This is a genomic window from Agrococcus sp. GCM10030265, assembly GCF_042666675.1.
Classification (GTDB): Bacteria; Actinomycetota; Actinomycetes; order Actinomycetales; family Microbacteriaceae; genus Agrococcus.
Map to the genome: position 1 here is coordinate 353,718 of NZ_JBHTCZ010000001.1, position 26,329 is coordinate 380,046.

The following is a 26,329-nucleotide window of genomic DNA, read 5'->3' on the forward strand; positions in this document are numbered from 1 at the left end:
CCGAGGTTCTCGGCCGCTTGTGACGACACAAGCGGCCGAAGACCTCCAGCGGTCGGGGTCAGGGGATGAGGGCGTCGGTGAACGAGGTCAGCAGGTGATCGATCTCCTGCTCCGTGATGACGATGGGAGGCGCGAGACGCACGGTCTGGCCGTGCGTGTCCTTCGCGAGGATGCCGCGCTCCATGAGCCGCAGGCAGACCTCGCGTGCCGTCGCGGCCTCCGGGTCGACGTCGATCCCCGCCCACAGGCCCGCGCAGCGCACCGCGGTGACGCCGCGGCCCACGAGCGCACGCAGGCCCACCTCGAGCCGCTCGCCCAGCGCGAGCGCCCGGCGCTGCATGTCGCCCTCGGCCAGCATCCGCACGACCTCGAGGCCGACGGCCGCCGCGAGCGGATTGCCGCCGAACGTCGAGCCGTGGCTGCCCGGCGTGAGGACGCCGAGCACGTCGGCGTCGCCGACGACGGCCGACACGGGCACGATGCCGCCGCCGAGCGCCTTGCCCAGCAGGTACAGGTCGGGCACGACGCCCAGCTGCTCGCAGCGGAAGGTCGCGCCCGTGCGTCCGAGGCCCGACTGGATCTCGTCGGCGATCATCAGCACGCCCTCGCGCTGCGTGATCTCGCGCACGCGCGGCAGGTAGTCGGCGGGCGGGATGCCGACGCCCGCCTCGCCCTGGATGGGCTCGAGCAGCACCGCGGCGGTGCGCGGCGTGATGGCCGCGTCCAGCGCATCCGCATCGCCGTACGGCACGGTCACGAAGCCTGGCGTGAAGGGGCCGAAGCCCTCGCGCGCCTCGGGGTCGTCGGAGAACGACACGATCGTCGTCGTGCGGCCGTGGAAGTTGCCGGATGCGACGACGATCTCGGCCTCGCCGGCGGGCACGCCCTTCACCGCGTACGCCCAGCGCCGCGCGACCTTGATGCCTGACTCGACGGCCTCGGCACCCGTGTTCATCGGCAGCACCATGTCCTTGCCCGCGAGCGCGGCGAGCTCCGCGACGAACGGGCCGAGCGCTGCGGAGTGGAACGCGCGGCTCGTGAGCGTCACCCGGTCGAGCTGCGCCTTCGCCGCCGCCACGAGCCGCGGGTGGCCGTGGCCGAAGTTCACCGCCGAGTACGCGGCGAGGCAGTCGAGGTAGCTGCGCCCGTCGACGTCGGTCACCCATGCGCCCGATGCCGACTCGACGACGACGGGGAGCGGGTGGTAGTTGTGCGCGGCGTGGCGCTCCACGAGGTCGATCGCCGCGGCGGTGCGCGTGCCCGTGCCGGTGACGGCGCTCATCGGCGCAGCTCCAGCGTGCAGCACTTCACGCCACCGCCGCCGAGCAGCAGCTCGGAGAGGTCGACGCCGACCGTCTCGTAGCCGCGCTCGCGCAGGTCGCGCTCGAAGCCCTGCGCCCGCGCCGCGATCACCATGGATGCGCCGTCGCCGAACGCGTTGAGGCCCAGCACCGCGGCGTCCGCCTCGTCGGCGAGCACGGCATCCGGGTACCGACGCTCGAGCGCGGCACGGCTGGCGTCGTCGAACGCCTGCGGCAGGTAGGCGACGTTCGCGTCGCCGAGGATCGCGACGGCCGTGTCGAGGTGGTAGAACGCCGGGTCGACGAGGCGCAGGCTCACGACCTCGCGGTCGAAGATGCCGCGCACCTCGTCGTGCGACTCGAGCGTCGTGCGGAAGCCGTGGCCCGCGAGGATGACGTCGCCGGCGAGCAGGAGGTCGCCCTCGCCCTCGTTGACGTGCGCGGGCGCGTGCACCTCGAACCCGGCCTCCTCGAGCCACGCCATGTAGGCGGGGCCCTCAGCGGCGCGCTGCTCGTAGGTGAAGCGTGCGCCGTACGCCTTGCCGTCGAGGGTGAAGCCGCCGTTGGCGGCGTAGACCATGTCGTTCAGGCCGTCGATCGGCTCGATGAGGTGCACGTCGTAGCCGAGCCCGAGGTACGCGGCGTGCAGCGTCTCCCACTGGGCGACGGCCGTCTGCGTGCTCGTGGGATGCTCGGGATGCATCCACGGGTTGATGCGGTAGCTCACGGTGAAGTGGTCGGGGCGGCACATGAGCACCGTCTTCGACACGGCGGTGCGAGGCGCGTGCTGCTCGGTGGTCGGTGCGGTCGCGAGATCGGGCTGCATGGACACCATGCTCGCAGCGATCTCGCGCGCTTCGGGCGGCGCAGACGCAAGATGCCTGCGAATCCCAGGCCCTGCTCGTAGGATCTTGCGCATGGATCGCATCGACCAGGGCATCATCGACCAGCTGCGCACGAATGCCCGCGCCGGCTACGGCGACATCGGACAGGTCGTGGGCCTCTCCGCATCCGCCGTGAAGCGCCGCGTCGATCGACTCGTCGCCGACGGCGTCATCCGCGGCTTCACCGTGCAGGTCGACCCCAAGGTCGAGGGGCTCGCGACCGAGGCGTACGTCGAGCTCTTCTGCCGCGGCACCGTCTCGCCCACCGACCTGAAGCGCATCCTCGCGGGCGTGCCGGAGATCGTCGAGGCCGGCACGGTCACGGGCGAGGCCGACGCGATCGTCATCATGCGCGCGCGCGACGTCATCGCCCTCGAGGATGCGCTCGAGAAGGTGCGCGCCGCGTCGTCGGTCGACCACACGCGGTCGGCGATCGTGCTGTCGAAGCTCGTGACGCGCGTCGCGGGCTGAGCCGCGCCCTGCGAGCGCGTCGCGACGCGCGCGAGACGAGCGCGTCGTGCCGCACCCCGGCTAGCCTGGCGCGATGGCCTCCGACCCGCGCCCGCTGCTCGCCGTGCTCGCCGACGCCGACCGCCGCCTGCTGCTGTCGGACGTGACCGTGGCGGCCGCGCGGCTCTCGCCGGTCGTCGCCGAGCGGCTGCCGGCCTCCGATCGCCGCCGGCTCGAGGCGCTGGAGCGCGTCGGCCTCGTGGAGGTCGTCGACGGGCTGGCGTGGCCGCGCGACCCATTCACGGCGACGCTCGAGCCGACGCCGCCCCGCGCCGGCATCGAGCGCTTCGTGCACGAGGGCCGCATCCGCGACTGGCCGAGGCGGCCCGCCGACCGCCTCGCGCTCATGCGCTGGGCGAGCGAGCAGGCCGTCGCGGTCGACGAGACCGTCGACGAGCCCACCGTCACGGCGCGGCTGGGCGCCGTGTGGCGCGACCCCGTCACCCTGCGCCGCGACCTCGTCGACGCGGGCCTCCTCGCACGCGACCCCGAGGGCCGCGCGTACCGCAGGGCGTAGCGCCCGGGCGCGCGGGGCGCTCGCGTCGCCTCCCCCGGGCGGACGCGCTCGCGTCGCCTCCCTCCCGCGGACGCGCTCGCGCGGCATCGCCTCCCCCGCGGACGCGTTCGCGTGGCGTCGCGGCGTCGCCTGCCCGCGCAGAGACGCACCCAGCGACCGCATCCCGCCCCAGGGAGCTCGAGCTGCCGCTCAGCGCGCATCGCGGCGGTGGTTCGAGCGCCGATGCGCGCCACGTCGCACGAGCGCGAGCAGATCCTGCTCGACCGCCGGCCAGTCGTCGATCACCTGACGGTACGTGAGCCGCACGACGAGGTAGCCCGCCGCCACGAGCCCGCGGTCCCGCGCGCGGTCGGCGGCATGCGCGCGCCAGTCGCCGTGATGCTCGGCACCGTCGCACTCGACCACGAGCCGATCGCCGACGACGAGGTCGACCCGCCACGGCCCGATCTGCACCTGGGTGCGCACGCCGATGCGTCGCACGCGCAAGCGCACCCGCACGATGCTCTCGACCCCCGACTCGGCCCACGCCGTCGCCGAGAGCAGCGCAGCGACTCGCCGCGGTGCCTCGGAGCTCCAGGCCGCCAGGTCGCCATGCGTCGCGAGCCGACGGTGCAGGAGCGAGTCGGCGAGCACGACGACGTCCTCCCTCGAGCCGCAGCGCAGCGCGCAGCGGAAGGCGGTCTCGACGTCGTCGACCGCCGCCCGCACGGGCGGGTTCGGGCCGTACGGCAGGCATCCGCGTCGCCCCTGCTCCCGGCGGTGCCGTGCATGCCGCACGTGACCGGCGCCCATGGACTCCGGCACCCAGACGCCGTGCAGCCGAAGGGCGCTCGCGCAGGCGACGCACCCCTCGGCGCGCACTGCGGCGACGACGGCCGGATCGGCGTCGGCCGCGGCGTACCAGCCGCGGCGCACCTGCACGAGACCGCCCTGCGCGACGGCCGCGTCGCGGTGATGACGTGCGAGGCCGAGCTCGGCGAGCTGCGAGGTCGAGAGCACGCCCAGGCGGCGCAGCAGCGGATCGATCACGAGCTGGAGGATGGACGACGCGGCGCACGGTCGTGGCACGGGCGCGGCGTCTGGGGATCCCTGCGCCGCGATGCGCCCTGTGCGGGATCTCGAGCCCGCATGGCCGTCTCGACCCCGCTCCGTGCGCATCCCGGCGGACGGACGCCGCGGGCACGCCCCGAGCACGCCGCGAGCACGCCCCGAGCACGCCCCGGGCACGCCGCGGGCACGCCCCGGGCACGCCGCGAGCACGCCCCGGCTAGCCTCGGATGCGTGGGCGTCATCACGGTCTCGGCGGTGTGCTTCTCGCGCGACGGACGCATCCTGACGGTGCGCAAGCGGGGCACGTCGATGTTCATGCTGCCCGGCGGCAAGCCGGAGGCGGGCGAGTCGGCGGCGGAGTGCGCCGCTCGCGAGGTGCACGAGGAGCTCGGCGTCGTCGTGGCGCCCGAGGCGCTGCGGCTCGTCGGCACGTTCGACGCCGTCGCCGCCAACGAGGCGGGCTTCGCCGTGCGCGCGACCGTCTTCGCGCACGACGGCGAGGTGGATCCCGTCGTGCAGGCCGAGCTCGAGGACGCCCGCTGGGTCGATCCCGTCGCCGGCATCGACGACCCGCAGGAGGCGCCGCTCAACCGCGTGCACGTCTTCCCGCTGCTCGTCGCGGCTGGGCGCTGACGCGACGCGCGCGGCTACCGTCGCGGCGGGCTCCAGCGGAGCATCCAGTCGGCGGCGATCTCGGCGGCGAGCGTCGGCGCGAGCTGGAGGATGCCGTTGCGTGCGGCGGCGAGCACCGGGTTCCGCACCTCGAGGCCCGATCGGTAGAGCCGGTGCGACAGCCGCTGCAGCCGCTGCGTGCGCGGTCGGCGCAGGCGGTCGTAGGCCTCGAGGGCGTCGTCGACGTCGTCGCGGGCGGCGAGCACGCCGAGCGTGGCGGCGTCCTCGAGCGCCGACGCGGCACCCTGGCCGGTCGTCGGCAGCATCGCGTGTGCCGCGTCGCCCAGCAGCGCGATGCCGGGCGCGACGTACGAGCGCAGCCCCGTCGGCAGGTACCGCAGGTCGTGGCGCAGCACGGCCGACTCCTGGGTCGCCCCCACGTGGTCGCGCACGACGGCCTCGAAGCCCCGCGTCGCCTCGCCTGCCGCCGCGTGCTCGTCGCGTGCCGTGCGCCCCGCGCGGGCGCGGGCGGCGACGAACCAGTAGAGGCGGTCGCCATCGATGGGCACGAGCCCCACCTCGGTGCCGGCGCCGAACCACTGGAGCGAGCCCGCGGGCGAGTCGGGCTGCCGTGCGACGACGCCGCGCCAGCACGTCGCCCCGACGACGTCGGTCGGCAGGTCGGCGCGCACCGCGGATCGCACGAGCGAGTCGATGCCGTCGGCGCCGACGACGAGGTCGGCGACGCGCTCGCGCTGCTCGCCGCCCTCGACGACCGTGACGCGGGGTCGCCGGCCGGGGTGCACGCGGGCGACGTGCGCGCCGGTGACGACCTCGGCATCCTTCGCGCCCTCGGCGAGGATGCGGTGCAGCGTCGTGCGATGGATGCCCGTGAGGGCGCTCGATGCGAACTCCGCCCCGCGCTGCAGCGGGGTGCCCTGCGCGGTGCGGACGCCGAGCGGCAGCGCCTCGACGCCGACGGCGCGGACGGCGTCGCCGAGCCCGAGCGCGTCGAGCGCCGCGAGGCCGTTGGCGGTGAGCACGACGCCCGATCCGGACTCGCGCAGCCCCGGGTCCTCCTCGAGCACCGTGACGCGCCAGCCCGCATCCACGAGCCCCTTCGCTGCGGCGAGCCCGCCGATGCCGGCACCGACGACGATGGCCTCACGCATGGGTCGAGGCTAGCCGCGCGCGGTCGGCGGCGACAGGGCTGGCGCGCCGAGCGTCATCCCGCGTCGTCGTCGCCGCGCAGCGCTCGCCCCTCGAGCGCGCGCTCGGCGTCGTCGAGATCCTCCTCGCGCTGGTTGGCGCGCCGATCCCACACGAGCCACTTCGCATCCATCGCCCGCTCGACGTCGACGCCCGTGTGCTGCGCGAGCGCGAGCAGCATGCCGATGGAGTCGGCGAGCTCGAGCGCGAACCGCTCGTCGATCTCGGCGGGCGTGCGACCCTTGTCGCGCTGGCGGCCGGTCTTGGCGAGCCACGCCTGCGCGAGCTCGCCCACCTCCTCCTGCACCTTGAGCATCAGCCAGTCGCCGTCGCGCTCGAAGCCGTAGATGCGTGCGTACCGGGCGCTGATGGCGTCGATGCGCCGTGCCAGCTCTGCGAGCTCCATCGCCCCATCATGGCTGGCCGACGCCGGCCGCTCACGCGCACGTGCCGCATGCGCCGATCCTCACGCGTCACGCGTCACGCGCCACGCGTCACGCGACGGGCGTGGGGTGCGGCTGCTCGCGGATGCCGTACTCCTGCCCGTAGCCGCCCTCCGACTCCGGGCGCGCCATGAGCTCGAGGTAGGGCGCGGCGTCGAACGCCTCGGGGCCGAGCACGCCGGCACCGCTCCACGCGCCCGTCGCGAGCAGCTCGAGCGCGATGACGGGGTTGAGCGCCGTCTGCCACACGACGCACTGCGAGTCGTACTCGGCCATCGTCCACGCGTTGTCGGCCAGGTGGTACAGGTACGTCGAGCGCGGCTCGCCGTCGACGCCGGTGCCGGTCACCCACACGCCCGCGCACGTCACCCCCTCCATCCGGGGCCCGATGGTCGCGGGGTCGGGCAGCGCTGCGGCGACGACGTCGCGCGGCGCCACCTCCACGGGTCCGCTCGCCGAGCGCACGCGGATGGGGTCGGTCGCCGAGAGGCCGAGGAGGTCGAGCGTGCGCAGCACGCCGATGAACTCGGCGCCCAGGCCGTACTTGAAGGTGACGCGCCGCGCGTCGAGCCAGCGCGGCATGAGCAGCACCTCCTCGTGCTCGACGTTGACGCACTCGACGGGGCCGATGCCGCCGGGGAAGTCGAACACCTCGGGCTCCGAGAACGGCGCCGTCGTGAACCAGCCGCGCCCCTGCTCCCAGACCACGGGCGGGTTGAGGCACTCCTCGATGGTCGTCCAGATGGAGAACGAGGGCGCGAAGATCTCGCGGCCGTCCTCGTCGCGCACGACGAGGTTCGCGCCGTCGCGCGTGCCCAGCTCGTCGATCTCGGAGAAGAGGTGGTCGGCGGCGTAGCGCGCGAAGACGTCCGACAGGCCCGGCTCGACGCCCATGCCGACGAGCGCGAGGCGCCCGGCGGCCTGCCAGTCGTCGGCCACGGCGAACTGCCGATCGCCGAGCTTGACGCCCACCTCGTCGAACGGTCGCTGCGGGTGCCGCGACGAGAGGCTCATCGCCATGTCGACGTAGTCGCAGCCCGCGTCGAGCGCACCCGCGAAGATCGCGTCGACGAACGCGGGCTCGACGGCGTTCATGACGTGCGTCGAGGCGTGCTCGCGCGCGAGCGCGGCGACGTTCGCCGCGTCGGAGGCGTCGAGGCGCGCGGCCGTGAACCGGTCGGCGGCCTCGTCGCCGTGCCGCTCGCGGATGGCGGCGATCACGGCCTCGGCCCGCTCCGGCGCGTAGTCGGCGACGACGATGGCCTCGTAGAACGACCGGCGCGCGGCGATGCGGGCGAAGGCGGCGCCGACGCCGCCCGCGCCGATGAGCAGGATGCGCATGGGGCTCCCATCGATCGGATGGGCTCAGCATGCCTGGCGCGCGTGCTCGGCGCCAGCGTCGACCGGAGATGCGCGCGTACACGGAGTCGCGTCGGATGCCGACCCCGTTGCATGATGGAGCCGAGACGGCCCATGCAGCATGAAGGAGCGGACGTGGTCGATTCGTCATCCGCAGAGGAGCAGGAGGCCGTCCTCGAGTCGCTCGACGAGCTGCGGCACGCCGAGAACCGGCTCGAGCGGCGCAGGCTGCTCGGCGCGCGACCCTCGGAGCTCGACCGTCTCGCCCTGCGCTACGTGTGGGAGCGGGCGGCCGCGAAGGACGCGGTCTCGCCCAGCGAGCTCGCGGCGCACCTCGGCGTCTCGAACCCGAACGTCACCGAGCTGCTGAAGCGGCTCACGGCGGCCGGCGTGGTGCAGACCGCGGCGCACCCGACGGATCGGCGGCGGAAGGTGATCCTCCCCACCGGCGACGCCGACGGCGGCGAGCTGCTGCCCGTCGAGATGCGCGAGCTCATCGGCAGGCGCAGCGCCTCGGAGGCCCGCACGATCACCGAGTTCCTCGAGGAGATGCGCGACCTCGTCGACCGCGCCGAGCCGCGCGAGCGGCCGTAGCCGTCAGGCCGGGACCTTGGAGGCCCAGGTCTCGCAGAGGTCGACGCCTGCCTTGTTCGCCTGCGTCATCATGTGCTGCAGGCGCTGCTGGTCGAGGCTCTCGGTGGCCGGGAGCGTCTCGATGCGGATGTCGGCGGAGGTGTGCAGCCAGACGCGCTCGAGGCCGTCGTCGTCGGAGCGCACGAGCGCGAGGAACGGCTCCTTGCGACGCAGCTTCGCGACCATGACGGCCGAGAAGTGGCGGAGGGTGTCGTCGTCGAGCTCGAATGCGGCCTGTCCGTAGTGCAGCGTTCCCATGTCGCTCTCCCTGTGCTGGTGACGCGTTGGCGTCGATGTCGCGGTGCCGAGCGGGTGCCCGGGGAGCGTGGCGCCCATCATGTGGTCGCCTGATCCGACGGTAGGGGGACAGGGTCGAGATCCTTCCGTCACCGAACGATCTTCGACCCCGGATCGCCAGCGGGCCCGGGATTCTGGGGATCGACGGTGATACGCCCGCTGAACCATCCACCGCGTCGTGGTGCGCATCCCGGCGCCCTCGACGAGCCGCCGCGCGTCGCGGACGGCGTGCGACACGCGCGGGTGGGGACGACTGCGGGCCCGCGCGCGTCGCAGGGCACCCGGCCGGGCGTACATTCGGATGCGTGGATGACGCATTCGACGACCTGCTCGCCGCCAACCGCGCCTACGCGGCCGACTTCGACCTGCACGGGTTCGACGGCATCGCGAAGGCCGGCGTGATGCTCGTGACCTGCATGGACTCGCGCATCGAGCCGCTCGGCCTCCTGGGCCTCAGGCCGGGCGACGCGAAGATCCTCCGCAACCCGGGCGGCCGCGTCGACGACCGTGCGCTCGTGGCGCTCGTGCTCGGCGACAACCTGCTGAACGTCGACCGCATCCTCATCGTCGAGCACACGCGCTGCGCCGTCGCCTCCAACGACGAGGAGACGCTGCTCACGCGCATCGGCGAGGCCGCCGGGCAGGACGCGCACTGGCTGCCCGTCGACGCGATCGCCGACCAGCGCCGCGCGATCACGGAGGACGTCCACAAGGTGACGTCGCATCCGCTCATCGCCGCGTCGACCAAGGTCGGCGGCTTCCTCTACGACGTCGACTCGGGGCTGCTCGAGCGGGTCGCGTAGATGACGGTCGCCAACCCGCTCGAGCAGGTGCCGCTCGAGCGACTGCGCGAGCGCACGAGCATCAAGTGGCGCCACTTCGGCCCCGAGGTGCTGCCGATGTGGGTCGCCGAGATGGATGTCGTGCCCGCCGAGCCCATCCAGGAGGCGGTGGCTCGCGCCATGCGCGACGGCGACACGGGCTACGCCCACGGCACCGCCTACGGCGAGGCGCTCGCGCGCCTCAGCGCCGAGCGCTGGGGCTTCGGGCCGGATCCGTCGGCGTCGGTGACGGTCGCCGACGTCATGACGGGCGTGTTCGAGCTGCTGCGGATGCTGACCGACCCCGGCGACGAGGTCGTCGTCACGAGCCCCGTCTACCCGCCCTTCCACGGCTTCGCCCGCCATGCCGGCCGCGTCGTGCGCGAGGTGCGGCTCACGCCCGACGCGCGGCTCGACGTCGACGGCATCGACGCGGCGCTCGCCGCGGCGACCGCAGGCGGGCGCCGCGCGGTGCTGCTGCTCGCGAGCCCCCACAACCCCACGGGCACCGTGCACGCGCGCGGCGAGCTCGAGGCCGTCGCCGCCGTCGCGGCGCGGCACGGCGCATCCGTCGTCGTCGACGAGATCCATGCGCCGCTCACGCTGCCCGGCGCCGTGTTCACGCCGTATCTCGCGGTCGACCGGCGCGGCATCGTCGTGCAGTCGGCGTCGAAGGCCTGGAACCTGGCGGGCATCCGCTCGGCGGCGATCCTCGCGGGGCCGGATGCCGCCGAGACGCTGCGGGCGATCCCCGAGGTCGTGACCCACGGACCGAACCACCTCGCCGTGGTCGCGCACGTCGCAGCGCTCGACCACGCCCGCGACTGGCTCGACGCCCTCGTCGCCGGGCTCGCGACCAACCACGCGCTCGTGCGCGACCTGCTGGCCGGCTCGGGCGTCGAGCATCGCATCCCCGAGGCGACCTACCTCGCGTGGCTCGACCTCTCGGCCACGCGCCTCGCCGATCCGGATGCGCGCGCCGACGGCGGCGCCGTCACCGACGCGAGCGCCGTGAGCGCCGCCCTCCACCGTGCCGGCCTCGGCGTCAACGCCGGCGAGCCCTTCGGCGTCGGCGGCGAGAACCACGTGCGTCTGAACCTCGGCACGTCGCACGCGGTGCTGCGCGAGGGCGTCGCACGGCTGCGCACCGCGCTCGCCGCGTGACGTCTGCGGGCGCCTCCCCACGCGCATCCAGATTGCGAGCCGCGCGAGCGAGTAGCCTCGTCCGCGGAATGGCCGAGGTCTGGAGGGTTCCGTGAGCGAGCCGATCGTGCCGCAGACGCGCATCCGCGCGGAGATCCGCCCCGACGGGTCCGGCGTGCTCGACGTCAACGGCACCCACCGGCACCTCGAGCGCGGAGCGTTCCCGCAGACGCGCACGGCGATCGTCTCGCACGCCGCCGAGTTCGCGCAGGCGCTGCGACGCCCCATCGGCGTCGCCATCACCGGCGCCGACGGCCACTGGGAGATCGTCGTGCACCCCGACGGCTCGGTGACCGACGTGCGCCAGCTGACGCCGCCCCCGGATCCCGACCCCCTGCCGTCGACGCCGCCGCTGGCGTCGCCCGCACCCACGGCTGCGCCGGCTGCGCCCTCGGCCGCGGCACCGCCGGCCGCGCCTCCGCCCGCCGCGCCTCCCGCTGCGGCGGCGTCGCCGATCGCGGCACCGAGCCCCGCACCCGAGCCCGCGTTCGAGCCCTCGCCCTCGCCCGCGCCTTCACCCGCGCCCGCGCCCGCGTTCGAGCCCGCGCCGGCGTTCGAGCCGTCGCCGGAGCCCGAGCGCTCGCCCGTCTCCGACTCTGCGTCCGCGACCGCGACCGCGCCCGCGTTCGCTGCCGAGCCCGCGACGCAGCCGGAGCCCGCACCCGCACCGCAGCCCGCACCGGCACCGCAGCCCGCTCCCTCGTTCGGGCAGACCGGGCCCGCACCGGAGCTGACGGATGCGACGCTCGCCTCGCGCGACGAGCTGCCGCAGGCGGCGCACGGCGCCTCCGAGCTGCCCTCGACGCACGCGGCGCCCTCGACGCCGGCGCCGCAGCCCTCGCCCGCGCTGCCGTCGCCCTTCGAGCGTCCCGACGTCGCCGCGCCTGCCCACCACGCCCCCGAGGCGCCGGCGTCCTCCCCCGCCGTGCCGCTGCAGGCTCCCATCGAGTCGGTGCCCGGCTACGACCCGCTCCTCGACGAGACCGTCACGCGCCCGCCCGCCCAGTCGGGCCCCCTCGCGTCGATCCCCAGCGCACCCGTCGCATCCGTGCCGCAGGGCGCCTATCAGCCCGGGCTCCTCGCATCCGCCGCGCAGGTTCCTGCGCAGGCACCCGCGCAGGAGCGGCCGGCGCCCGCCGCGTCCGCACCGCATGCCGGCTACGCGCCCGGCGAGCTCTCGGGCCCCATGACGGCCGACGGCCGCCACTCCTTCCTCGAGGCGGCCCAGCGCGAGGCGCCTGCGCAGGCCGGGCTCCGTGGAGCGATGACGCGCATGGGTCTGCGCATGGCGCCGAGCCAGGAGGAGCTCGGCGAGCGCGCCGACGAGCGCGCCGTGAGCCAGCACTGGCCGGGGCCGCGCACGATCGCCGTCGTGAACGGCAAGGGCGGCGCCGGCAAGACGCCCACCACCGTGCTGCTGTCGGCGATCTTCGCCCACTTCGGCGGCGCAGGCGTGCTCGCGTGGGACAACAACCAGACCCGCGGCACCCTCGGCTGGCGCACCGAGCGCGGCCCGCACGAGGCGACGCTGCTCGAGCTGCTGCCCCAGGCCGAGCGCCTGCTGTCGGTCGGCGCGCAGGCGGCCGACCTCGCGAGCTTCGTGCACCACCAGTCGCAGGACAAGTTCGACGTGCTGCGCTCGAAGCCGATGCGCCTCGCGCACGAGAACCGCGTCAGCCCCGCCGACGTCGACGCCATCCACGCCATCGCCTCGAAGTACTACCGCGTCATCGTGATCGACTCCGGCAACGACGAGTCCGACCCGATGTGGCTGCGCATGATCGACCACGCCGACCAGATCGTCGTCGCGACGACGACGAGGGCCGACCACGCGGAGGCGGGCGCGCTGCTGCTCGAGGCGCTCGCGCAGCGCGACGAGCGCTCGGCGATCCTCGCCCAGCGCTCGGTCGTGGTCGTGAGCCAGGCCGATCCGAAGGCGTCCCGGCAGGACGTCGAGGGCGTCATCGGCGGCTACGGGCCGCTCGCGCGCGAGGTGGTGCGCATCCCCTTCGACCAGGCGCTCGTCGACGGCCACCTGCGGCTCGGATCGCTGCGGCCCGAGACGCGGCGCTCGTGGCTGGGCGCGGCCGCGGCCGTCGCGCGGGGGCTGTGACCGCTCGGCGGCGAGCGGCGCGCTAGGAGTCGGCGGCGGGCCGCAGCGACGAGGCGCCCGACGTGCGATGCGCCCGCGGCGCCCCCACGGCGCCGGGCAGCTGGGGCACCGCCGACGCGGCCGCATGCTCCTGCGCGAGCCTGCGCAGGCCCAGCAGCATCGCATCCCCGAGCACGGTGCCGATGACGACCGTCTCGGCGACACGGGTGCGCGTCGCCGCGGCGCGACCGACGGCGGCGAGGTCCTGACGCGCGATCTCCTCGACGGGTGCGGCGTAGACCCGCAGCATGTCGCGCACGTCGTCGCGGTCGATCGCGAGCGCCGTGTCGACGACGGCGGCGCACTGCAGGATGCCCGGGTTGTCGGGGCCGACGTGCCAGCCGTTCGCCTCGATGGCCTCGCGCACCACGGCGATCGCCGCATCCGACGGCCGCTGCTCGACGTTCGACACGGCGCGGTGCGCGTCGCGCACGACCGCGTCGATCGGCAGGTGGGGGTCGTCGACGACGTCGAGCAGCTCGCGCACCTGCGCGAGCTGCAGCCTGCCGCCCTCGACGAGGGCGCGGATGAGGCGCAGGCGCAGCACGTGCGACGCGTCGTACGACGTGCTGTTGGCCGAGGTGCGCACACCCGCGTGCAGCAGGCCCTCGCGCACGTAGAACTTCACGAGCGCGACGCTCACGCCCGCTGCAGCGCCGACCTCTCGTACGTGCATGCCGACCCCCTTCCCACGACCCACCACCAGCGGCGGTCGGTCGGGTGGCCTCTCGAGACTGGCGGGGTGCAGCCTACTCCGCGCGTCCCTTAAAACTCGAAACATCTTCGAGGACGTCGAGCATCGCCGCCTCGAACCCGTCCCCCACCTCCAGCACGATCCGATGCCGAGCTCCGGGCTCGTCCCGCCAGACGCCGTCGACGAGCTCGAGGGACGCGCGCGTCCGACCGCGCTCGGGACCTTCGGAGCAGTCGACCGAGATGGATGCCAGCGGCGACCTCGTGGTGCGCGCGAGCCCCGTGGCGATCCCGAGCGCGACCGCGTCGTGGTTCACCGCCGCCCGCTGCCCGAGCAGGGGTTCGTAGAAGTCCATGTAGGCGTCGAGGATGCGCGCGAGATGCCGGCCGAGCGCGTCGCCGCCGGCGAGGCGCTCGCGCATCGCGTCGGTGATGATCGAGTCCATCGTGACGTCGAGGCCGACGAGCGTCACCTCCCACGCGGCCTCGAGCACCGCCGCCGCCGCCTCCGGATCGTGGTGGATGTTGGCCTCGGCGAACTCGGACACGTTGCCGCGGCGCAGCACCGCCCCGCCCATGATCGTGACCTGGCGGATGCGCTCGGGCAGCGTCGGGTCGGCGTCGAGCGCGTGCGCGAGGTTCGTGAGCGGGCCGACGGCGACGATCTCGAGATCCCGCACGGCGTGGCTGGCACGCAGGATCGTCTCGACCGCCGACTCCGCGGCGATCGTGGGCACGTGGTCGAGGTCCGCGCATCCGCCCTGCCCGTCGTCGCCGTGCACGTGCGGCGAGTACCAGGCGGCGCGGCCGTCGTACGGCCCCGCGGCGCCGATCGCGACGGGCACGTCGTCGCGCCCCGCGAGCGCGAGCACCTCGCTCGTGTTGCGCGCGCCCTGCTCGACGTCGACGTTGCCCCACACGACGGTGCAGGCGACGAGGTCGATGGATGCGCTGCGCGCGGCGGTCGCGATGGCCAGGGCGTCGTCGATGCCCGTGTCGACGTCGAGGATGATGCTCGTCACCCGACGAGCCTAGGGATGCGCGGGCGCCGTGGGCGACGGCCGGGGCGCCTCGGCGGTGGGCGCGCGCAGATGCGCGGACCCCGAGGAGGAGCCGTGCCCCAGCCCACCGGCAGCGTGCCGCACGCGCTCGACGACGTCGAGCGCTCGCCACCCGCGAGCGCGCCTAGCCCTCGCCGTCCGTCGAGCGGCAGAGGCAGAACGGGTGCCCGGCCGGGTCGACGAAGACGCGGAAGCCGCCGTCCGTCGACGGCTGGTGGTCGTGCAGCGTGGCTCCCAGCGCGAGCACCTCGGGCTCGGCCGCATCGATGTCGTCGACCCACAGGTCGAGGTGCATCTGCTGCGGATGCTCCTGCCCCGGCCACTCCGGGGCGCGGTAGCCGTCGGCGCGCTGGAAGCACAGCGGCGGCCAGCCCTCGCCGAACGCCTCCGCCCACGAGCCGTCGTCGTCGGCGGTGTGCTGCCAGTCGAGCACCGCGGCGTAGAAGGCGGCGAGCGCACCGGGATGCGGACAGTCGAGGACGATGCTGGGTCTGCGCGCGATGGCCATGGAGCGACGCTAGACCCGATGCGCGGCGAGCGCGAGGGGGTCGTCGCGGCGTCGCGGCCCTAGCCGACGAGGGGGGCTGCGAGCGGGAAGAGCCAGAGCAGCTCGGGGTTGCGACCCGCGACGATCGCGAGGAAGACGACCACGTCGAACAGCAGGTGCACCGTGACCACGTAGAGCAGGTTGCGCTTCGAGAGCCGGAAGATGAGGCCCTGCACGAGCGCGAACGGGATGGTGAGCAGCGGACCCCACGACTGGTACCCGAGCTCCCACAGGAACGACACGAAGATCGTCGCCTGCAGCACGTTCGCCACCCAGAACGGGAAGTGCCGCAGCAGCAACGTGAAGACGATGCAGATGAAGAAGAGCTCGTCCCACAGGCCGACGGCGTTGACGCCGACGAAGAAGCGCGCGACCTCGCCGTCGTCGGCGAGCTCGGGCCAGTTGAGGTACACGCCCGAGCCGAGGAAGTACGCCGGCAGGATGAGGTAGGCGGCGACGATGACGACGGCCACGTAGATCCACTGCGCGCGCGTCCACCGGCCGCCTCGCCAGGGGAACGCGACGGTGCGCTCCTTGTAGACGAGCCGCGTGATGACGAACGGGATGACGAGGGCGGCCCCGAGCACGAGCGTGAAGCGGGCGACGCCGAGCCACGACACGTCGGCCTTGAGCTCGACGAGGCTGATGACGGTGAGGCTCGCGCCGATGGCGGCGAGGTCGGCGCCGAGGCGATGCGACAGGCCCGCGCGGTCGGTGATGACGGCGGCGAGCACGCCCGCCGTGAGGACGACGTAGCCCGGGATCGTCTCGAGGAACCCGAACAGGACGACGGCCGAGAGCGAGACGAGCGCGGCGGGCACGATCGCGATCGGGTGCGTCGTCGCCGGGCTCGGCCGCGCGAGGTCCTCGGCCGCGGGAGCGTCGGGCATGGTCGGCACGCGCTCAGCCTACGAGGCGGCGGGGTCGACCGCGATGCCCACGCCCGCGCGATCCCCGGCGTCTCGTGCGCAGGGGTGCGCGCACCACGTCCCGATGCTGCCGCCGAATTGCAACGGGGTTCTAGGCGGCACCCCGAGGAGGTTCGATGGTGGTACGAGAGAGGGGTGCCGTGGGCACGTTCTACTACGGCGTGAGCGAGCAGCACATCGACGACGAGGATCTCGCATGCCTCGAGGCCGTGATCGCCGAGCGGCTCACGCACGACGAGCCGTTCCTCGCCACGTTCGCGAGCGAGCTGCTCGGCGTCGTCGACTCGTACTGGATCCACACGACGGCGGCCCTGCGCTTCCGGTTCGAGCGCAAGGCCGACGCCGACGTCGAGGGCGGCCGCGTCGCCGCGATGCTCCGCGCGGCGAGCAGCCCGCTGGGCGTGCACGTGCGCGTCGCGTAGCGCTCGACGACGCGGCCGACCCGCCGATCGCGCGGAGGGCTACGCCGCGGCGAGCGCGTCGAGCGCCTCGCCGATGGGCGTCGAGCCCGCGTTCACCTCGACGATCGTGCGCGAGAGCGCGGGGCGCTCGAGCACGGCGGCGATGAGCGCCGCCACGTCCGCACGCGCGATCGAGTCGGGCTCGACCGACGCATCCAGCTGCCGCACGTCGACCGAGCCCGTGGCGGCGTCGAGCGTGAGCGCGGAGGGCCGCAGGATGACCCAGTCGAGGCTCGACGCCTCGATCGCGGCATCGGCGTCGGTCTTCGCGTCGGCGTAGGCGCGGAACGACGAGTCGTCGGGCACCCCGTGGTCGGCGCCCGCTCCGAAGTACGACACCATCACGTAGCGGTGCGCGCCGGCCGTCTGCGCGGCCTCGACGGTGCGGATGGCCGCATCGCGGTCGACCGCGATCGTGCGCGCGGCGTCGCCGCCGCCCGCGCCCGCAGACCAGACGACCGCATCCGACCCCTCGAAGAGGCCCGTGAGCGCTGCGACGTCGAGCGACTCGACGTCGGCGACGACGGGCGTCGCGCCCGTGGCGGCCACGTCGGCCTCGTGGTCGGGGTTGCGGATGATCGAGCGCACGTCGTGGCCCGCCTCGACGAGCAGGGGCGCCGCGAGCAGCGCGATCTTGCCGTGGCCTCCGATGATCGTGACCTGCATCATGCCTCCTTCTGCTGGATCAGCGGCAGGACGTCCTCGGCGAACTGGTCGAGGAAGCGCCGCTGATCGTGGCCCGGTCCGTGGAAGACCAGGTGGGTGAATCCGAGGTCGACGTAGTGGCCGATGGCCGCCGCCGTCTCCTCGGGGTCGGACGAGACGATCCAGCGCCTCGCGACCTGCTCGATGGGCAGCTCGTCGGCGAGGCGCTGCATCTCGGTGGGCGAGTGCACCGACTGCTTCTGCTCGGGCGTGAGCGACAGCGCCGCCCAGAAGCGCGTGTGCTCGAGGGCGCGCTCGGGGTCGCGGTCGTACGACACCTTGATCTCGATCATGCGATCGACGTCGGCGTCGGTGCGCCCGCCCTTCGCGATGCCCTCCTCGAGGTTCGGGACGATCGTCTCCTGGTAGTACGCGTCGCCCTTGCCCGACGTGCAGATGTGGCCGTCGGCGACACGGCCCGCGTAGCGGGTCGTGGCCGGGCCGCCGCCCGCGACGTAGATGGGGATGGGCTCGTGCGGCTTGTCGTAGATCGTCGCGCCGTCGGTCGAGTAGTGCTCGCCCTCGAAGGTGACGAGGTCGTCCTTCCACAGCTGGCGGATGAGCCGCACGGCCTCGCGCAGGCGCGCGAAGCGCTCGGGACCGTCGGGGAAGGGCACGCCGATCGCATGCTCGTTGAGGGCCTCGCCGGTGCCGACGCCGAGGATGAAGCGGCCGGGATGCACCTGGCCGAGGGTGGCGAACGCCTGCGCGATGACCGCGGGGTGGTAGCGGAGCGTGGGCGTGAGCACGGAGGTGCCGAGCACGATCGACGTCGTGCGCTCGGCGGCCATGCCGAGCCACGTCAGCGCGTTGGGGGCGTGCCCGCCCTCGTGCCGCCACGGCTGCAGGTGGTCGGAGATGAAGGCCGAGTCGAACCCGACGCGCTCGGCCTCGACCACGAGGTCGAGGAGCTCGGCGGGCGTGAACTGCTCGGCGCTGGCCTTGTATCCGTAGCGCATGGTCACCATGCTGCACCCTCCTCGCCGTGTCGCGTCGGGCTCGCGGGCACCTGTCGCGCGGTCGCGACTCGTGGTAGCGCAGCCCTCATGCGGTGCGACGGGCGAGCGGATGCGGCATGCCGCGCGGCGAGGCGCGCCGGCCTGCCGCATCTCGCCAGACTGGTCGCATGACCGATGCGCCCATCACGAGCATCGAGCTGCTGCTCGACGCCGACGCCGAGGCCGCGGTGCGTGCCGAGTGGGATGCGCTCGCGGCTGCCGGGGTCTCGAGCATGGCGCCGCACGCGTCGCCCTCGAACCGCCCCCACGTCACGCTGCTCGCACGCCGCGGCGGGGTGCCGCATCCGCTGCCGCTGCCGCCCGACGCGCTGCCGGTGCCGCTCGTGCTCGGCGCCCCCGTGCTCTTCGGCGAGGGCGAGCGACGCGTGCTCGCGCGGTCGCTCGTGCCGTCGTCGGCGCTGCTCGCGCTGCGGCAGGCCGTGCTGGATGCAGTCGGCGGGGGCGACGACGTCGAGCACATGGCGCCCGGCACCTGGACGCCGCACGTCACGCTCGCGCGTCGGCTGCGCCTCGCCGACCTCGAGCGCGCGCTGCCGCTCGTGGGTGGCGCGGTGGCGTGCGCCGGCGTCGCGCTGCGCCGCTGGGATGCGGGCACGCGCACCGTGACGCCGCTCGAACCCGGCGCGTGACCGGGTCTGCCGCTCAGCCCTCGACGGGCGCCGGGGGCACGGGCGTGAGGTGGAACGACGCCGACGATCGGCTCGCCGTCGGCCCGCGCTGACCCTGGTAGCGGTTCTTGTTGTCGCCCGTGCCGTAGGGGTGCTCGGATGGGCTCGAGAGCTGGAAGTAGCAGATCTGCCCGATCTTCATGCCGGGCCACAGCTTGACGGGCAGCGTCGACACGTTGGCGAGCTCGAGCGTCACGTGGCCCGAGAATCCGGGGTCGATGAAGCCGGCCGTCGAGTGCGTCAGCAGGCCGAGGCGACCGAGCGACGACTTGCCCTCGAGACGCGCTGCGACGTCGTCGGGCAGCGAGACGCGCTCGAGCGTCGCGCCCAGCACGAACTCGCCGGGGTGCAGGATGAACGCCTCGCCGTCGGGGGTGTCGACGAGTCGCGTGAGCTCGGGCTGGTCGATCGACGGGTCGATGAACGGGTACCGATGGTTGTCGAAGAGCCGGAACTGCCGGTCGAGGCGCACGTCGACGCTCGACGGCTGCACCATGGCGACGTCGAGGGGGTCGAGGCCCAGGGATCCCGAGGCGAGGCGGGCACGGATGTCGCGGTCGCTGAGCAGCACGGCACGAGCCTAGCCAGGCGAGCGCATCCGGATCTCGCCGGGCGGGATTGACGCGGACGCCCTGCGCGGCGGACGCTGGACGCGGAAGGAGCGCCATGCCCGCTGCCGTGCCCGGTCATCCCGCACCGAGGAGCCCCGCGCTCGACCTCCTCGTCGAGCAGGTCGCCCGCGTCGTCGCGCGCGCCAGAGCGCAGCAGGGCGATGCGGCGCTGCGAGCTCGGGTGGACGCTGCGATCTCGCCGGAGGATGCCGCGACGGCCGCGCGGGTGCTGCGCGTGCTCGCGCGCGAGCTCGACGGCGCGCCCGTCGACCTCGGCGCGCTCGACGCCCGCCTGCGAGCCCTCGCGGCGCCGGGTGCGCCCACCGGCCGGCCGGAGGCGGAGCGCGGCGCGGATGCCGACGCGGAGCCCGAGGCGTCCGCCGAGCCGCGCGCCGACGACCGCGGCCATCGCCCGCCGCCGCCCACGGGCCTGCGCTCGGCCATGCACCGCCGGCGTCGCTGACCGCCGCCCGCGCGGGCGGATGCGCGTGGGCGCTCGCATCGCGAGCGGCTGGCAGGCCGCCGCGCATCCGGGCTCAGCGCTTGGCGGTCCAGATGCCGCGCGCGATCGAGAAGATGCCGTACGCACCGATGCCGAGGGCGACGACGAGCAGCACCACGGGGCCGAACGGCAGCTCCTGCAGCGACTTGAGCGCGTCGTCGAGCCCACCGGCCTCCTCGGGGTCGTGCGCGACGGCGGCCGCGACGAAGAGCCCACCGACCACCGCGATGGCGACGCCCTTGGCGACGTAGCCGACGACGCCGAGCACCGTGGCCGCGTGACGAGCGCTCGGCGGCGGCGAGATGTGCCGCTGGAACGACTGCCGCACGCCCTGCACCACGAATGCGACGCCGACCGCGACGATGCCCGCGCCCACGAGGCCGACGAGCACCTGCCCGAACGGCTGCGCCATGAGCGTGCCGGTGGCCGACTGCGCCTGCTCGTCGCCGCCGCCACCCCCGCCGCCGGCGCCACCGGCGGCGGTCGAGATGGCGGTGACGGCGATCGCCGCGTACGCGACTGCCTTGCCGAGGCCCTTGGCGACGGCCTTCGCGCCGTCGCTGCCGCGCTGCGCGACGCCCTCGACGACGGCGAAGATCGCGAGCGCGAGCATGGCGATCGCGATCGCCCACAGCGCTGCGACGCCGAGCGGGGTCGACGCGATGGCCTGCATGGCGCCACCCTGGTCGGCGGAGCCACCGCCCGCGCCCACCGCGACGGCGACGGCGACGCCGGCGAGCGCGAGGTGCACGACGCCGTTCGCCACGTGCCCCGCGCGGGCGAGCGTGCGCATCGTGCGGCTCCGCTCGAGCCTCGAGGCGTGGCGCTCGGCGCCACCTGCTGCTCGCTTCGCGGCACCGGCCGCCTGCCGTACGTCGGATCGCTCGACCATGCCGTGACGCTATCGAGACGGCCGCGCCGGCCGCGAGCCCTCGACGACGCCGTCGATCCATGCAGAGGCGCGCGTGCCGACGCGTCGGCGTCGCGCCTGTGCGGGCGCCCGTACCGCATGCGTGCCGAGCGATCCTCACGGCACGTCCAGGCGAGGGCCAGGGCGCGTCCAGGCGACCCTCCGTACCGTGGATGCATCCCCACGGACCCAGAGAGGCTCACCATGCCCGCACGTCGTGCCCCGCTGCTCGCCACCATCGCCCTCGCCGCCGCCGTCGGCCTCACGGGCTGCATCCAGGCGCCCGCGGCTCCGCCGGCCACCGAGGCGCCCGAGTCGTCGGCTCCTGCGACGAGCGCCTCGCCGTCCGCCACCGAGGAGGCCGAGGAGTCGCAGCCCGCCGCCGCGCCCGGCGACGTCGCCGCTCCGGGCACCGAGCTCGCCATGGGCGAGGCCGCCACCGTGCAGCTCCTCAACCTCGACGACCAGCCGCAGCTCGTGCAGATCACGGTGACGGGCACGCGCCCGGGCTCGGTCGAGGACTTCCAGGCCGCCGGCCTCGACCAGGAGTTCCTCGACCAGCTCGTCGGCTACGAGCCGTTCTACGTCGACGTCGAGATGACGCAGGTCGCCCCGATGACGGCTGCGCTCGAGTTCGAGTCGATCTACACCGACTTCGGCGCGTTCGATCAGAACGAGTCGGCGCTGCAGGACATCTCGGTGTTCGGCGCCTTCGAGCCGTGCGACACCGCATCGATCGAGCCCGAGTTCGACTCGGGCACGCCCCACACGACGTGCTTCATCGTCGCGGCCCGTCAGGGCCAGGAGTTCGGAGGCGTGACCTACGGCCCGTACGACACCGAGTACGACGAGTACGACGGCCAGCCGCTGGTGTGGCGCGCGTAGGCGCTCGCCGCACGCATGAGGAGGGGGTCGCCCGGTTCGCCGGGTGGCCCCTCTGGCGTGCGCTCGACGAGCGCGACCGGATGCGCGGCGGGCGACCGCGTATCGTGTCTCCGGCGCGATCGCAGCGGCACCGACCCCGGGGCCTTCCGCGTGGCTCGAACGGATGGCTCCATGCCTGCTCCGACCGTCTCCCTCCGCGTCCTCCCCGGCGAGCACGTCGTCGCGCGGCTCCCCGTCGGCTCGGACGTCGCCGACTCGCTCGCCGACCTCCTGCGATCGCCGGGCCTGCTCTCCCTGACGCGCACCGATCAGGAGCTGTCGATCGTGTGCGATGCCGCAGCGGCACCGGCCGGCGCTGAGATCGACGGCCCGTGGCGCGCGCTGTACGTCGGCGGCCCCATCCCGTTCGGGCTCACGGGCGTCGTCGCATCGCTCGTCGGCCCGCTCGCCGCGATCGGCTGCCCCGTCTTCGTCCTGTCGACCTTCGACGGCGACGTCCTCATGACGCCGAGCGACCGTGCGGCCGACGTCGCGAGCGCGCTGCGGGCGGCGGGGCACACGATCGACGCCGCGGCAGGCGATGCGTGACGGCGACCCGTTCGGGGTGCGGACGCGGACGCGGCGACGGGCCGGATGCATGCATCCGGCCCGTCGCGCGTCGCGTCGAGAGCAGCGTCAGCGGGTCTGGCCCGTGTGCTGCCCCTCCGAGATCTCCTCGATCGTCTTGGCGTTGAACGCGGGCAGGTCGTCGGGCGTGCGGCTCGACGTGAGGCCCTGGTCGACGACGACCTCCTCGTCGACCCACTCGGCGCCGGCGTTCACGAGGTCGGTGCGCAGGCTCGGGAAGCTCGTCATGCGGCGGCCGCGCACGGCGTCGGCCTCCGTGAGGATCCATGCGCCGTGGCAGATGACCGAGACGGGCTTGTGCTGGTCGAAGAACGCGCCGGCGAACGCGACGGCGTCGGAGTCCATGCGCAGGTGGTCGGCGTTGCCGGTGCCGCCGGGCAGCACGAGCGCGTCGAAGTCGTCGGCGCTCGCTGCGGATGCGGCGAGGTCGACCTGCTGCACGTGGCCGTTCTTGCCCTCGACCGAGCCCTCCTTGGGGCTGACGAGCGTCGCGATGGCGCCCTCGCCGGTCACGGCCTCCCACGGGCTCGTGAGCTCCGAGTCCTCGAAGCCGTCGGTGAGCAGGAACGCGACCTTCTTGCCGTCGAGCTGAGCCATGGTGGAGCCTCCAGATGTCGTGATGATGCGGTGCGGCCACGGTAGGAGGCCCGGCGCGGCCCTCGCGCGGCCTTGACACCGTTCGCCCACGGCGATGGAGGGCTCGTGCGGCGACGTCGCTGGCGGCTCGCGTCGAGGGTGCGATAGCATTCCTGAACGAACGGTCAGGAATTCGCGGCAGCCGCGCATCCGACCCCCAGTCGTCGAGGAGGACGGATGCCCGAGGCGTACCTCGTGGGTGGCGTGCGCACGCCGATCGGCCGCTACGGCGGCGCCCTCGCATCCGTGCGGCCCGACGATCTCGCGGCGCTCGTCGTCGGCGAGGCCGTGCGTCGCGCGGGCGTCGAGGGCGCGGCGATCGACGAGGTCATCCTCGGCGCCGCCAACCAGGCCGGCGAGGACAACCGCAACGTCGCGCGCATGGCCGTGCTGCTCGCGGGCCTGCCCGACGACGTGCCCGGCATCACGGTGAACCGGCTCTGCGCATCCGGCATGTCGGCCATCCAGATGGCGTCGCAGGCGATTCGCGCGGGCGACGCCGACCTCGTGGTCGCAGGCGGCGTCGAGTCGATGACGCGCGCGCCGTGGGTGCAGGCGAAGCCCGATCGCGCGTGGGCGAAGCCCGGCGCGGCGTTCGACACGTCGATCGGCTGGCGCTTCACGAACCCCCGCCTCGCCGCGCGCGACAAGGCCGTGTTCACGATGCCCGAGACCGCCGAGGAGGTCGCGCGCGTCGACGGCATCACGCGAGCGGATGCGGATGCGTTCGCCGTGCGCTCCCACGAGCGCGCCGTCGCGGCGATCGACGCGGGGCGCTTCGTCGACGAGATCGTCGCCGTGCCGACGCGCGCTGGCGACGTCGCGGTCGACGAGGGCCCGAGGCGCGACACGTCGCTCGAGGCGCTCGCGGGCCTGCGACCCGTCGTCGCAGGCGGCGCCGTCACCACCGCAGGGAACGCGTCGTCGCTCAACGACGGCGCCTCCGCCATCGTCGTCGCGAGCGCCGAGGCCGTCGAGCGCCACGGGCTCACGCCCCGCGCACGCATCGTCACGGGCGTCGCCGCGGCCCTCGAGCCCGAGGTCATGGGCCTCGGCCCCGTGCCCGCCACGCGCAGGGCGCTCGAGCGCGCGGGCCTCTCGATCGCCGACATCGGCGCCGTCGAGCTCAACGAGGCCTTCGCATCCCAGTCGCTCGCGTGCGTGCGCAGGCTCGGGCTCGACGAGTCGATCGTGAACGCCGACGGCGGCGCGATCGCGCTCGGGCATCCGCTCGGGTCGTCGGGCGCGCGCCTCGTGGTCACGCTGCTCGGCCGCATGGAGCGCGAGGGCGTGCAGCACGGCCTCGCGACGATGTGCGTCGGCGTCGGCCAGGGCACCGCGATGATCGTGGAGCGGGTGTGATGCGCGTCCTCGGGTTGCGTCTCGCAGGCGATCCGGGGTGGCGGAGGGGCATCTGCCCTCTGCACGCCCGGATCGCCTGCGAAGCGCAAGGCATGACGGACGTGACTGCAGCCGGGAGCGCGGCATGAGCGGCGCCCTGCGCGTCGAGCGCCACGATGCCTACGTGCTCGCCACGCTCGACCGGCCCGAGCGGCGCAACGCCATCGACCAGGCCACGATCGACGCCCTGCACGCACTGTGCGACGAGCTCGAGGCGCACCCCGCGACCCTCGTCCTCACCGGCGCCGGCGGCGTCTTCGCCGGCGGCGCCGACATCGCGCAGCTGCGCGAGCGGCGGGCGGCGGATGCGCTGCGCGGCATCAACGCGACGGCCTTCGCACGCGTGCACGCCCTGCCGATGCCCGTCATCGCCGCGATCGAGGGCTTCGCGCTCGGCGGTGGCGCCGAGCTCGCCTTCGCCGCCGACATCCGCATCGCCTCCCCCACGCTGCGGCTCGGCAACCCCGAGCCGGGCCTCGGCATCCTCGCCGCGGCGGGTGCGACGTGGCGCCTGCCCGAGATCGCGGGCCACGGCGTGGCCGCCGACCTGCTGCTCACCGCGCGCGTCGTCGACGCCGACGAGGCGCTGCGGCTCGGCATCGTGTCGCGCGTCGTCGACGACCCCCTCGCCGAGGCGATCGCCGCAGCCGAGCAGATCGCCGCCCTCGACGCGCAGGCGATCCAGGCGACGAAGCGCGCGCTCGCCGCGCCGCGCGACCGGCATCCGCTCGTCGACTGCGAGGAGCAGGCCGTGCTGTTCGAGAGCCCCGAGAAGGAGCGCCGCATGACCGAGTTCCTCGAGCGGAGGTCGCGGCGATGAGCGCTGCGATCCCCACGCGCGTCGGCGTGCTCGGCGGCGGGCGCATGGGCGCGGGCATCGCGCACGCCTTCGTGCTCGCCGGCGCGCACGTCACCGTCGTCGAGCGCGACGCGGATGCCGCCGCGGGCGCCCGCGAGCGCGTCGAGCAGGCGATCGACGGATCGCTCGCGCGCGGCCTCGACACCGATCGCGCGACGCTCGTCGCCCGCGTCGCCACCGCGACCGACGCCGCCGCGCTCGCGGGCTGCGGCCTCGTCGTCGAGGCGGTGCCCGAGGATCCCGCGCTCAAGACCGACGCCCTCGCACGAGCCGAGGCCGCGATCGACGACGCCGCGGTGCTCGCGACCAACACGTCGTCGATCGGCATCGCGAGCCTCGCCGCGGCCCTCGCGCGCCCGCATCGCTTCGTCGGCCTCCACTTCTTCAACCCCGTGCCCGCATCGCGACTCGTCGAGGTCGTCGTCGGCGACGCGACGGGCGACGACGTCGTCGCGAGCGCGCAGGCATGGGTCGCGGCGCTCGGCAAGACGGCAGTCACGGTACGCGACTCCCCCGGCTTCGCATCCAGCCGCCTCGGCGTCATGCTCGGCCTCGAGGCCATCCGGATGCTGGAGGAGGGCGTCGCGTCGGCCGCCGACATCGACGCCGCGATGGAGCTCGGCTACCGCCACCCCATGGGGCCGCTGCGCACGACCGACGTCGTGGGCCTCGACGTGCGACTCGGCATCGCCGAGCAGCTCGAGGCCGAGCTCGGCCCCCGCTTCGCCCCGCCCGCGCTGCTGCGACGCATGGTCGCCGAGGGGCGACTGGGCCGCAAGAGCGGCAGCGGCTTCTACGACTACGACTGACCGAGCCGACGGCTC

General features: G+C 74.3%; 31 protein-coding genes. 15 read left to right on the top strand and 16 right to left on the bottom strand.

What is annotated here, in order from left to right:
* Positions 1-58 precede the first annotated feature (58 nt).
* Both rocD and ddaH read right to left on the bottom strand, forming a co-directional pair.
* Positions 59-1,282, bottom strand: a complete 1,224-nt coding sequence (gene rocD / locus ACFQPP_RS01570; RefSeq protein ID WP_376914733.1) for an ornithine--oxo-acid transaminase — start codon at positions 1,280-1,282, stop codon at positions 59-61.
* Positions 1,279-2,127, bottom strand: a complete 849-nt coding sequence (gene ddaH / locus ACFQPP_RS01575) for a dimethylargininase (protein WP_376914734.1) — start codon at positions 2,125-2,127, stop codon at positions 1,279-1,281. The genes rocD and ddaH overlap by 4 nt, the downstream gene beginning before the upstream one ends.
* 91 nt (positions 2,128-2,218) lie before the next feature.
* On the opposite strand from ddaH, the gene ACFQPP_RS01580 reads away from it, so the two are divergent.
* A complete protein-coding gene (locus ACFQPP_RS01580) occupies positions 2,219-2,656 on the top strand; it encodes an Lrp/AsnC family transcriptional regulator (protein WP_376914736.1) in 438 nt (145 codons plus the stop codon).
* A gap of 73 nt (positions 2,657-2,729) precedes the next feature.
* On the top strand, positions 2,730-3,212 hold the full coding sequence (locus ACFQPP_RS01585; RefSeq protein WP_376914738.1) for a DUF2087 domain-containing protein: 483 nt from the start codon (positions 2,730-2,732) through the stop codon (positions 3,210-3,212).
* A 189-nt stretch (positions 3,213-3,401) separates the two neighbouring features.
* Here the strand turns inward: ACFQPP_RS01585 and ACFQPP_RS01590 are convergent, their stop codons facing one another.
* Positions 3,402-4,241 carry an endonuclease domain-containing protein gene (locus tag ACFQPP_RS01590; protein ID WP_376914740.1) on the bottom strand — a complete coding sequence of 280 codons (840 nt, stop codon included), beginning with the start codon at positions 4,239-4,241 and terminating at the stop codon, positions 3,402-3,404.
* A gap of 252 nt (positions 4,242-4,493) precedes the next feature.
* Here ACFQPP_RS01590 and ACFQPP_RS01595 point away from each other — a divergent pair, with 252 nt between their 5' ends.
* Positions 4,494-4,895, top strand: coding sequence for an NUDIX domain-containing protein (locus ACFQPP_RS01595; RefSeq protein WP_376914742.1), 402 nt, complete (start codon positions 4,494-4,496; stop codon positions 4,893-4,895).
* Between the two features lie 14 nt (positions 4,896-4,909).
* Here the strand turns inward: ACFQPP_RS01595 and ACFQPP_RS01600 are convergent, their stop codons facing one another.
* The 3 genes from ACFQPP_RS01600 to ACFQPP_RS01610 all read right to left on the bottom strand — a co-directional run bounded on the left by ACFQPP_RS01600 (position 4,910) and on the right by ACFQPP_RS01610 (position 7,867).
* Positions 4,910-6,046, bottom strand: a complete 1,137-nt coding sequence (locus ACFQPP_RS01600; protein WP_376914744.1) for an FAD-dependent monooxygenase — start codon at positions 6,044-6,046, stop codon at positions 4,910-4,912.
* 53 nt (positions 6,047-6,099) lie between these two features.
* Complete coding sequence (locus tag ACFQPP_RS01605) at positions 6,100-6,489, bottom strand: pyrophosphatase (RefSeq protein ID WP_376914746.1); 390 nt, start codon at positions 6,487-6,489, stop codon at positions 6,100-6,102.
* Positions 6,490-6,577: 88 nt separating this feature from the next.
* A complete protein-coding gene (locus ACFQPP_RS01610) occupies positions 6,578-7,867 on the bottom strand; it encodes a saccharopine dehydrogenase family protein (RefSeq protein ID WP_376914748.1) in 1,290 nt (429 codons plus the stop codon).
* Between the two features lie 153 nt (positions 7,868-8,020).
* Between ACFQPP_RS01610 and ACFQPP_RS01615 the strand changes: the two genes are divergently transcribed.
* Positions 8,021-8,479 (top strand): MarR family winged helix-turn-helix transcriptional regulator, encoded by a 459-nt coding sequence (locus tag ACFQPP_RS01615; RefSeq protein WP_376914749.1) that lies wholly within the window; start codon positions 8,021-8,023, stop codon positions 8,477-8,479.
* Positions 8,480-8,482: 3 nt separating this feature from the next.
* Here the strand turns inward: ACFQPP_RS01615 and ACFQPP_RS01620 are convergent, their stop codons facing one another.
* The gene (locus tag ACFQPP_RS01620) at positions 8,483-8,776 is read right to left on the bottom strand and encodes a hypothetical protein (RefSeq protein WP_376914750.1); all 294 of its coding nucleotides are present in this window, start codon (positions 8,774-8,776) and stop codon (positions 8,483-8,485) included.
* Between the two features lie 344 nt (positions 8,777-9,120).
* On the opposite strand from ACFQPP_RS01620, the gene ACFQPP_RS01625 reads away from it, so the two are divergent.
* The 3 genes from ACFQPP_RS01625 (at position 9,121) to ACFQPP_RS01635 (ending at position 12,952) form a co-directional block, all read left to right on the top strand.
* Positions 9,121-9,618 (top strand): beta-class carbonic anhydrase, encoded by a 498-nt coding sequence (locus tag ACFQPP_RS01625; protein WP_376914751.1) that lies wholly within the window; start codon positions 9,121-9,123, stop codon positions 9,616-9,618.
* Complete coding sequence (locus tag ACFQPP_RS01630) at positions 9,619-10,800, top strand: MalY/PatB family protein (protein ID WP_376914752.1); 1,182 nt, start codon at positions 9,619-9,621, stop codon at positions 10,798-10,800.
* Between the two features lie 91 nt (positions 10,801-10,891).
* Entirely contained in the window at positions 10,892-12,952 is a 2,061-nt protein-coding gene (locus tag ACFQPP_RS01635; protein ID WP_376914754.1) for an AAA family ATPase, read from the top strand.
* Between the two features lie 22 nt (positions 12,953-12,974).
* On the opposite strand, the gene ACFQPP_RS01640 is transcribed toward ACFQPP_RS01635, so the two are convergent.
* From ACFQPP_RS01640 to ACFQPP_RS01655, 4 genes are all read right to left on the bottom strand, one after another.
* Positions 12,975-13,667 (bottom strand): MerR family transcriptional regulator, encoded by a 693-nt coding sequence (locus ACFQPP_RS01640; protein ID WP_376914756.1) that lies wholly within the window; start codon positions 13,665-13,667, stop codon positions 12,975-12,977.
* Between the two features lie 73 nt (positions 13,668-13,740).
* Entirely contained in the window at positions 13,741-14,706 is a 966-nt protein-coding gene (locus ACFQPP_RS01645; RefSeq protein ID WP_376914757.1) for a nucleoside hydrolase, read from the bottom strand.
* Positions 14,707-14,869: 163 nt separating this feature from the next.
* Complete coding sequence (locus ACFQPP_RS01650; RefSeq protein ID WP_376914759.1) at positions 14,870-15,253, bottom strand: VOC family protein; 384 nt, start codon at positions 15,251-15,253, stop codon at positions 14,870-14,872.
* A gap of 59 nt (positions 15,254-15,312) precedes the next feature.
* A complete protein-coding gene (locus ACFQPP_RS01655; protein ID WP_376915286.1) occupies positions 15,313-16,182 on the bottom strand; it encodes a type II CAAX prenyl endopeptidase Rce1 family protein in 870 nt (289 codons plus the stop codon).
* Positions 16,183-16,337: 155 nt separating this feature from the next.
* On the opposite strand from ACFQPP_RS01655, the gene ACFQPP_RS01660 reads away from it, so the two are divergent.
* Positions 16,338-16,643, top strand: a complete 306-nt coding sequence (locus ACFQPP_RS01660; protein ID WP_376914760.1) for a hypothetical protein — start codon at positions 16,338-16,340, stop codon at positions 16,641-16,643.
* Positions 16,644-16,682: 39 nt separating this feature from the next.
* On the opposite strand, the gene ACFQPP_RS01665 is transcribed toward ACFQPP_RS01660, so the two are convergent.
* On the bottom strand, positions 16,683-17,348 hold the full coding sequence (locus tag ACFQPP_RS01665) for an NAD(P)-dependent oxidoreductase (RefSeq protein ID WP_376914761.1): 666 nt from the start codon (positions 17,346-17,348) through the stop codon (positions 16,683-16,685).
* Positions 17,348-18,355 carry a glucose-6-phosphate dehydrogenase (coenzyme-F420) gene (gene fgd, locus ACFQPP_RS01670; protein WP_376914762.1) on the bottom strand — a complete coding sequence of 336 codons (1,008 nt, stop codon included), beginning with the start codon at positions 18,353-18,355 and terminating at the stop codon, positions 17,348-17,350. Before fgd ends, ACFQPP_RS01665 begins: the two co-directional genes overlap by 1 nt.
* 158 nt (positions 18,356-18,513) lie before the next feature.
* On the opposite strand from fgd, the gene ACFQPP_RS01675 reads away from it, so the two are divergent.
* Positions 18,514-19,035 carry a 2'-5' RNA ligase family protein gene (locus ACFQPP_RS01675; protein ID WP_376914763.1) on the top strand — a complete coding sequence of 174 codons (522 nt, stop codon included), beginning with the start codon at positions 18,514-18,516 and terminating at the stop codon, positions 19,033-19,035.
* Positions 19,036-19,048: 13 nt separating this feature from the next.
* Here ACFQPP_RS01675 and dcd read toward each other — a convergent pair whose 3' ends face one another.
* The gene (dcd, locus tag ACFQPP_RS01680) at positions 19,049-19,645 is read right to left on the bottom strand and encodes a dCTP deaminase (RefSeq protein ID WP_376914765.1); all 597 of its coding nucleotides are present in this window, start codon (positions 19,643-19,645) and stop codon (positions 19,049-19,051) included.
* A gap of 95 nt (positions 19,646-19,740) precedes the next feature.
* Here dcd and ACFQPP_RS01685 point away from each other — a divergent pair, with 95 nt between their 5' ends.
* Positions 19,741-20,148, top strand: coding sequence for a hypothetical protein (locus ACFQPP_RS01685; protein ID WP_376914767.1), 408 nt, complete (start codon positions 19,741-19,743; stop codon positions 20,146-20,148).
* A gap of 73 nt (positions 20,149-20,221) precedes the next feature.
* Here the strand turns inward: ACFQPP_RS01685 and ACFQPP_RS01690 are convergent, their stop codons facing one another.
* Complete coding sequence (locus tag ACFQPP_RS01690; protein WP_376914769.1) at positions 20,222-21,079, bottom strand: DUF1206 domain-containing protein; 858 nt, start codon at positions 21,077-21,079, stop codon at positions 20,222-20,224.
* 222 nt (positions 21,080-21,301) lie between these two features.
* Here ACFQPP_RS01690 and ACFQPP_RS01695 point away from each other — a divergent pair, with 222 nt between their 5' ends.
* Together ACFQPP_RS01695 and ACFQPP_RS01700 are read left to right on the top strand one after the other, a co-directional pair.
* On the top strand, positions 21,302-21,982 hold the full coding sequence (locus ACFQPP_RS01695; protein ID WP_376914770.1) for a hypothetical protein: 681 nt from the start codon (positions 21,302-21,304) through the stop codon (positions 21,980-21,982).
* A 171-nt stretch (positions 21,983-22,153) separates the two neighbouring features.
* A complete protein-coding gene (locus ACFQPP_RS01700) occupies positions 22,154-22,570 on the top strand; it encodes an ACT domain-containing protein (RefSeq protein ID WP_376914772.1) in 417 nt (138 codons plus the stop codon).
* A gap of 87 nt (positions 22,571-22,657) precedes the next feature.
* Here ACFQPP_RS01700 and ACFQPP_RS01705 read toward each other — a convergent pair whose 3' ends face one another.
* Complete coding sequence (locus tag ACFQPP_RS01705) at positions 22,658-23,206, bottom strand: type 1 glutamine amidotransferase domain-containing protein (protein WP_376914774.1); 549 nt, start codon at positions 23,204-23,206, stop codon at positions 22,658-22,660.
* A gap of 216 nt (positions 23,207-23,422) precedes the next feature.
* Here ACFQPP_RS01705 and ACFQPP_RS01710 point away from each other — a divergent pair, with 216 nt between their 5' ends.
* From ACFQPP_RS01710 to ACFQPP_RS01720, 3 genes are all read left to right on the top strand, one after another.
* A complete protein-coding gene (locus ACFQPP_RS01710) occupies positions 23,423-24,607 on the top strand; it encodes a thiolase family protein (protein ID WP_376914775.1) in 1,185 nt (394 codons plus the stop codon).
* A gap of 124 nt (positions 24,608-24,731) precedes the next feature.
* Positions 24,732-25,466, top strand: coding sequence for an enoyl-CoA hydratase/isomerase family protein (locus tag ACFQPP_RS01715; RefSeq protein ID WP_376914776.1), 735 nt, complete (start codon positions 24,732-24,734; stop codon positions 25,464-25,466).
* Entirely contained in the window at positions 25,463-26,314 is an 852-nt protein-coding gene (locus ACFQPP_RS01720; RefSeq protein WP_376914777.1) for a 3-hydroxyacyl-CoA dehydrogenase family protein, read from the top strand. The genes ACFQPP_RS01715 and ACFQPP_RS01720 overlap by 4 nt, the downstream gene beginning before the upstream one ends.
* Positions 26,315-26,329 lie beyond the last annotated feature (15 nt).

Excerpts from the sequence above, each read along its gene's own strand:
- rocD (WP_376914733.1), bottom strand. The coding sequence starts at position 1,282 with ATGAGCGCCGTCACCGGCACGGGCACGCGCACCGCCGCGGCGATCGAC.
- ddaH (WP_376914734.1), bottom strand. The coding sequence starts at position 2,127 with ATGCAGCCCGATCTCGCGACCGCACCGACCACCGAGCAGCACGCGCCT.
- ACFQPP_RS01580 (WP_376914736.1), top strand. The coding sequence starts at position 2,219 with ATGGATCGCATCGACCAGGGCATCATCGACCAGCTGCGCACGAATGCC.
- ACFQPP_RS01585 (WP_376914738.1), top strand. The coding sequence starts at position 2,730 with ATGGCCTCCGACCCGCGCCCGCTGCTCGCCGTGCTCGCCGACGCCGAC.
- ACFQPP_RS01600 (WP_376914744.1), bottom strand. The coding sequence starts at position 6,046 with ATGCGTGAGGCCATCGTCGTCGGTGCCGGCATCGGCGGGCTCGCCGCA.
- ACFQPP_RS01605 (WP_376914746.1), bottom strand. The coding sequence starts at position 6,489 with ATGGAGCTCGCAGAGCTGGCACGGCGCATCGACGCCATCAGCGCCCGG.
- ACFQPP_RS01610 (WP_376914748.1), bottom strand. The coding sequence starts at position 7,867 with ATGCGCATCCTGCTCATCGGCGCGGGCGGCGTCGGCGCCGCCTTCGCC.
- ACFQPP_RS01620 (WP_376914750.1), bottom strand. The coding sequence starts at position 8,776 with ATGGGAACGCTGCACTACGGACAGGCCGCATTCGAGCTCGACGACGAC.
- ACFQPP_RS01630 (WP_376914752.1), top strand. The coding sequence starts at position 9,619 with ATGACGGTCGCCAACCCGCTCGAGCAGGTGCCGCTCGAGCGACTGCGC.
- ACFQPP_RS01640 (WP_376914756.1), bottom strand. The coding sequence starts at position 13,667 with ATGCACGTACGAGAGGTCGGCGCTGCAGCGGGCGTGAGCGTCGCGCTC.
- ACFQPP_RS01650 (WP_376914759.1), bottom strand. The coding sequence starts at position 15,253 with ATGGCCATCGCGCGCAGACCCAGCATCGTCCTCGACTGTCCGCATCCC.
- ACFQPP_RS01655 (WP_376915286.1), bottom strand. The coding sequence starts at position 16,182 with ATGCCCGACGCTCCCGCGGCCGAGGACCTCGCGCGGCCGAGCCCGGCG.
- ACFQPP_RS01660 (WP_376914760.1), top strand. The coding sequence starts at position 16,338 with ATGGTGGTACGAGAGAGGGGTGCCGTGGGCACGTTCTACTACGGCGTG.
- ACFQPP_RS01665 (WP_376914761.1), bottom strand. The coding sequence starts at position 17,348 with ATGCAGGTCACGATCATCGGAGGCCACGGCAAGATCGCGCTGCTCGCG.
- fgd (WP_376914762.1), bottom strand. The coding sequence starts at position 18,355 with ATGGTGACCATGCGCTACGGATACAAGGCCAGCGCCGAGCAGTTCACG.
- ACFQPP_RS01675 (WP_376914763.1), top strand. The coding sequence starts at position 18,514 with ATGACCGATGCGCCCATCACGAGCATCGAGCTGCTGCTCGACGCCGAC.
- ACFQPP_RS01685 (WP_376914767.1), top strand. The coding sequence starts at position 19,741 with ATGCCCGCTGCCGTGCCCGGTCATCCCGCACCGAGGAGCCCCGCGCTC.
- ACFQPP_RS01690 (WP_376914769.1), bottom strand. The coding sequence starts at position 21,079 with ATGGTCGAGCGATCCGACGTACGGCAGGCGGCCGGTGCCGCGAAGCGA.
- ACFQPP_RS01695 (WP_376914770.1), top strand. The coding sequence starts at position 21,302 with ATGCCCGCACGTCGTGCCCCGCTGCTCGCCACCATCGCCCTCGCCGCC.
- ACFQPP_RS01700 (WP_376914772.1), top strand. The coding sequence starts at position 22,154 with ATGCCTGCTCCGACCGTCTCCCTCCGCGTCCTCCCCGGCGAGCACGTC.
- ACFQPP_RS01705 (WP_376914774.1), bottom strand. The coding sequence starts at position 23,206 with ATGGCTCAGCTCGACGGCAAGAAGGTCGCGTTCCTGCTCACCGACGGC.
- ACFQPP_RS01710 (WP_376914775.1), top strand. The coding sequence starts at position 23,423 with ATGCCCGAGGCGTACCTCGTGGGTGGCGTGCGCACGCCGATCGGCCGC.
- ACFQPP_RS01715 (WP_376914776.1), top strand. The coding sequence starts at position 24,732 with ATGAGCGGCGCCCTGCGCGTCGAGCGCCACGATGCCTACGTGCTCGCC.
- ACFQPP_RS01720 (WP_376914777.1), top strand. The coding sequence starts at position 25,463 with ATGAGCGCTGCGATCCCCACGCGCGTCGGCGTGCTCGGCGGCGGGCGC.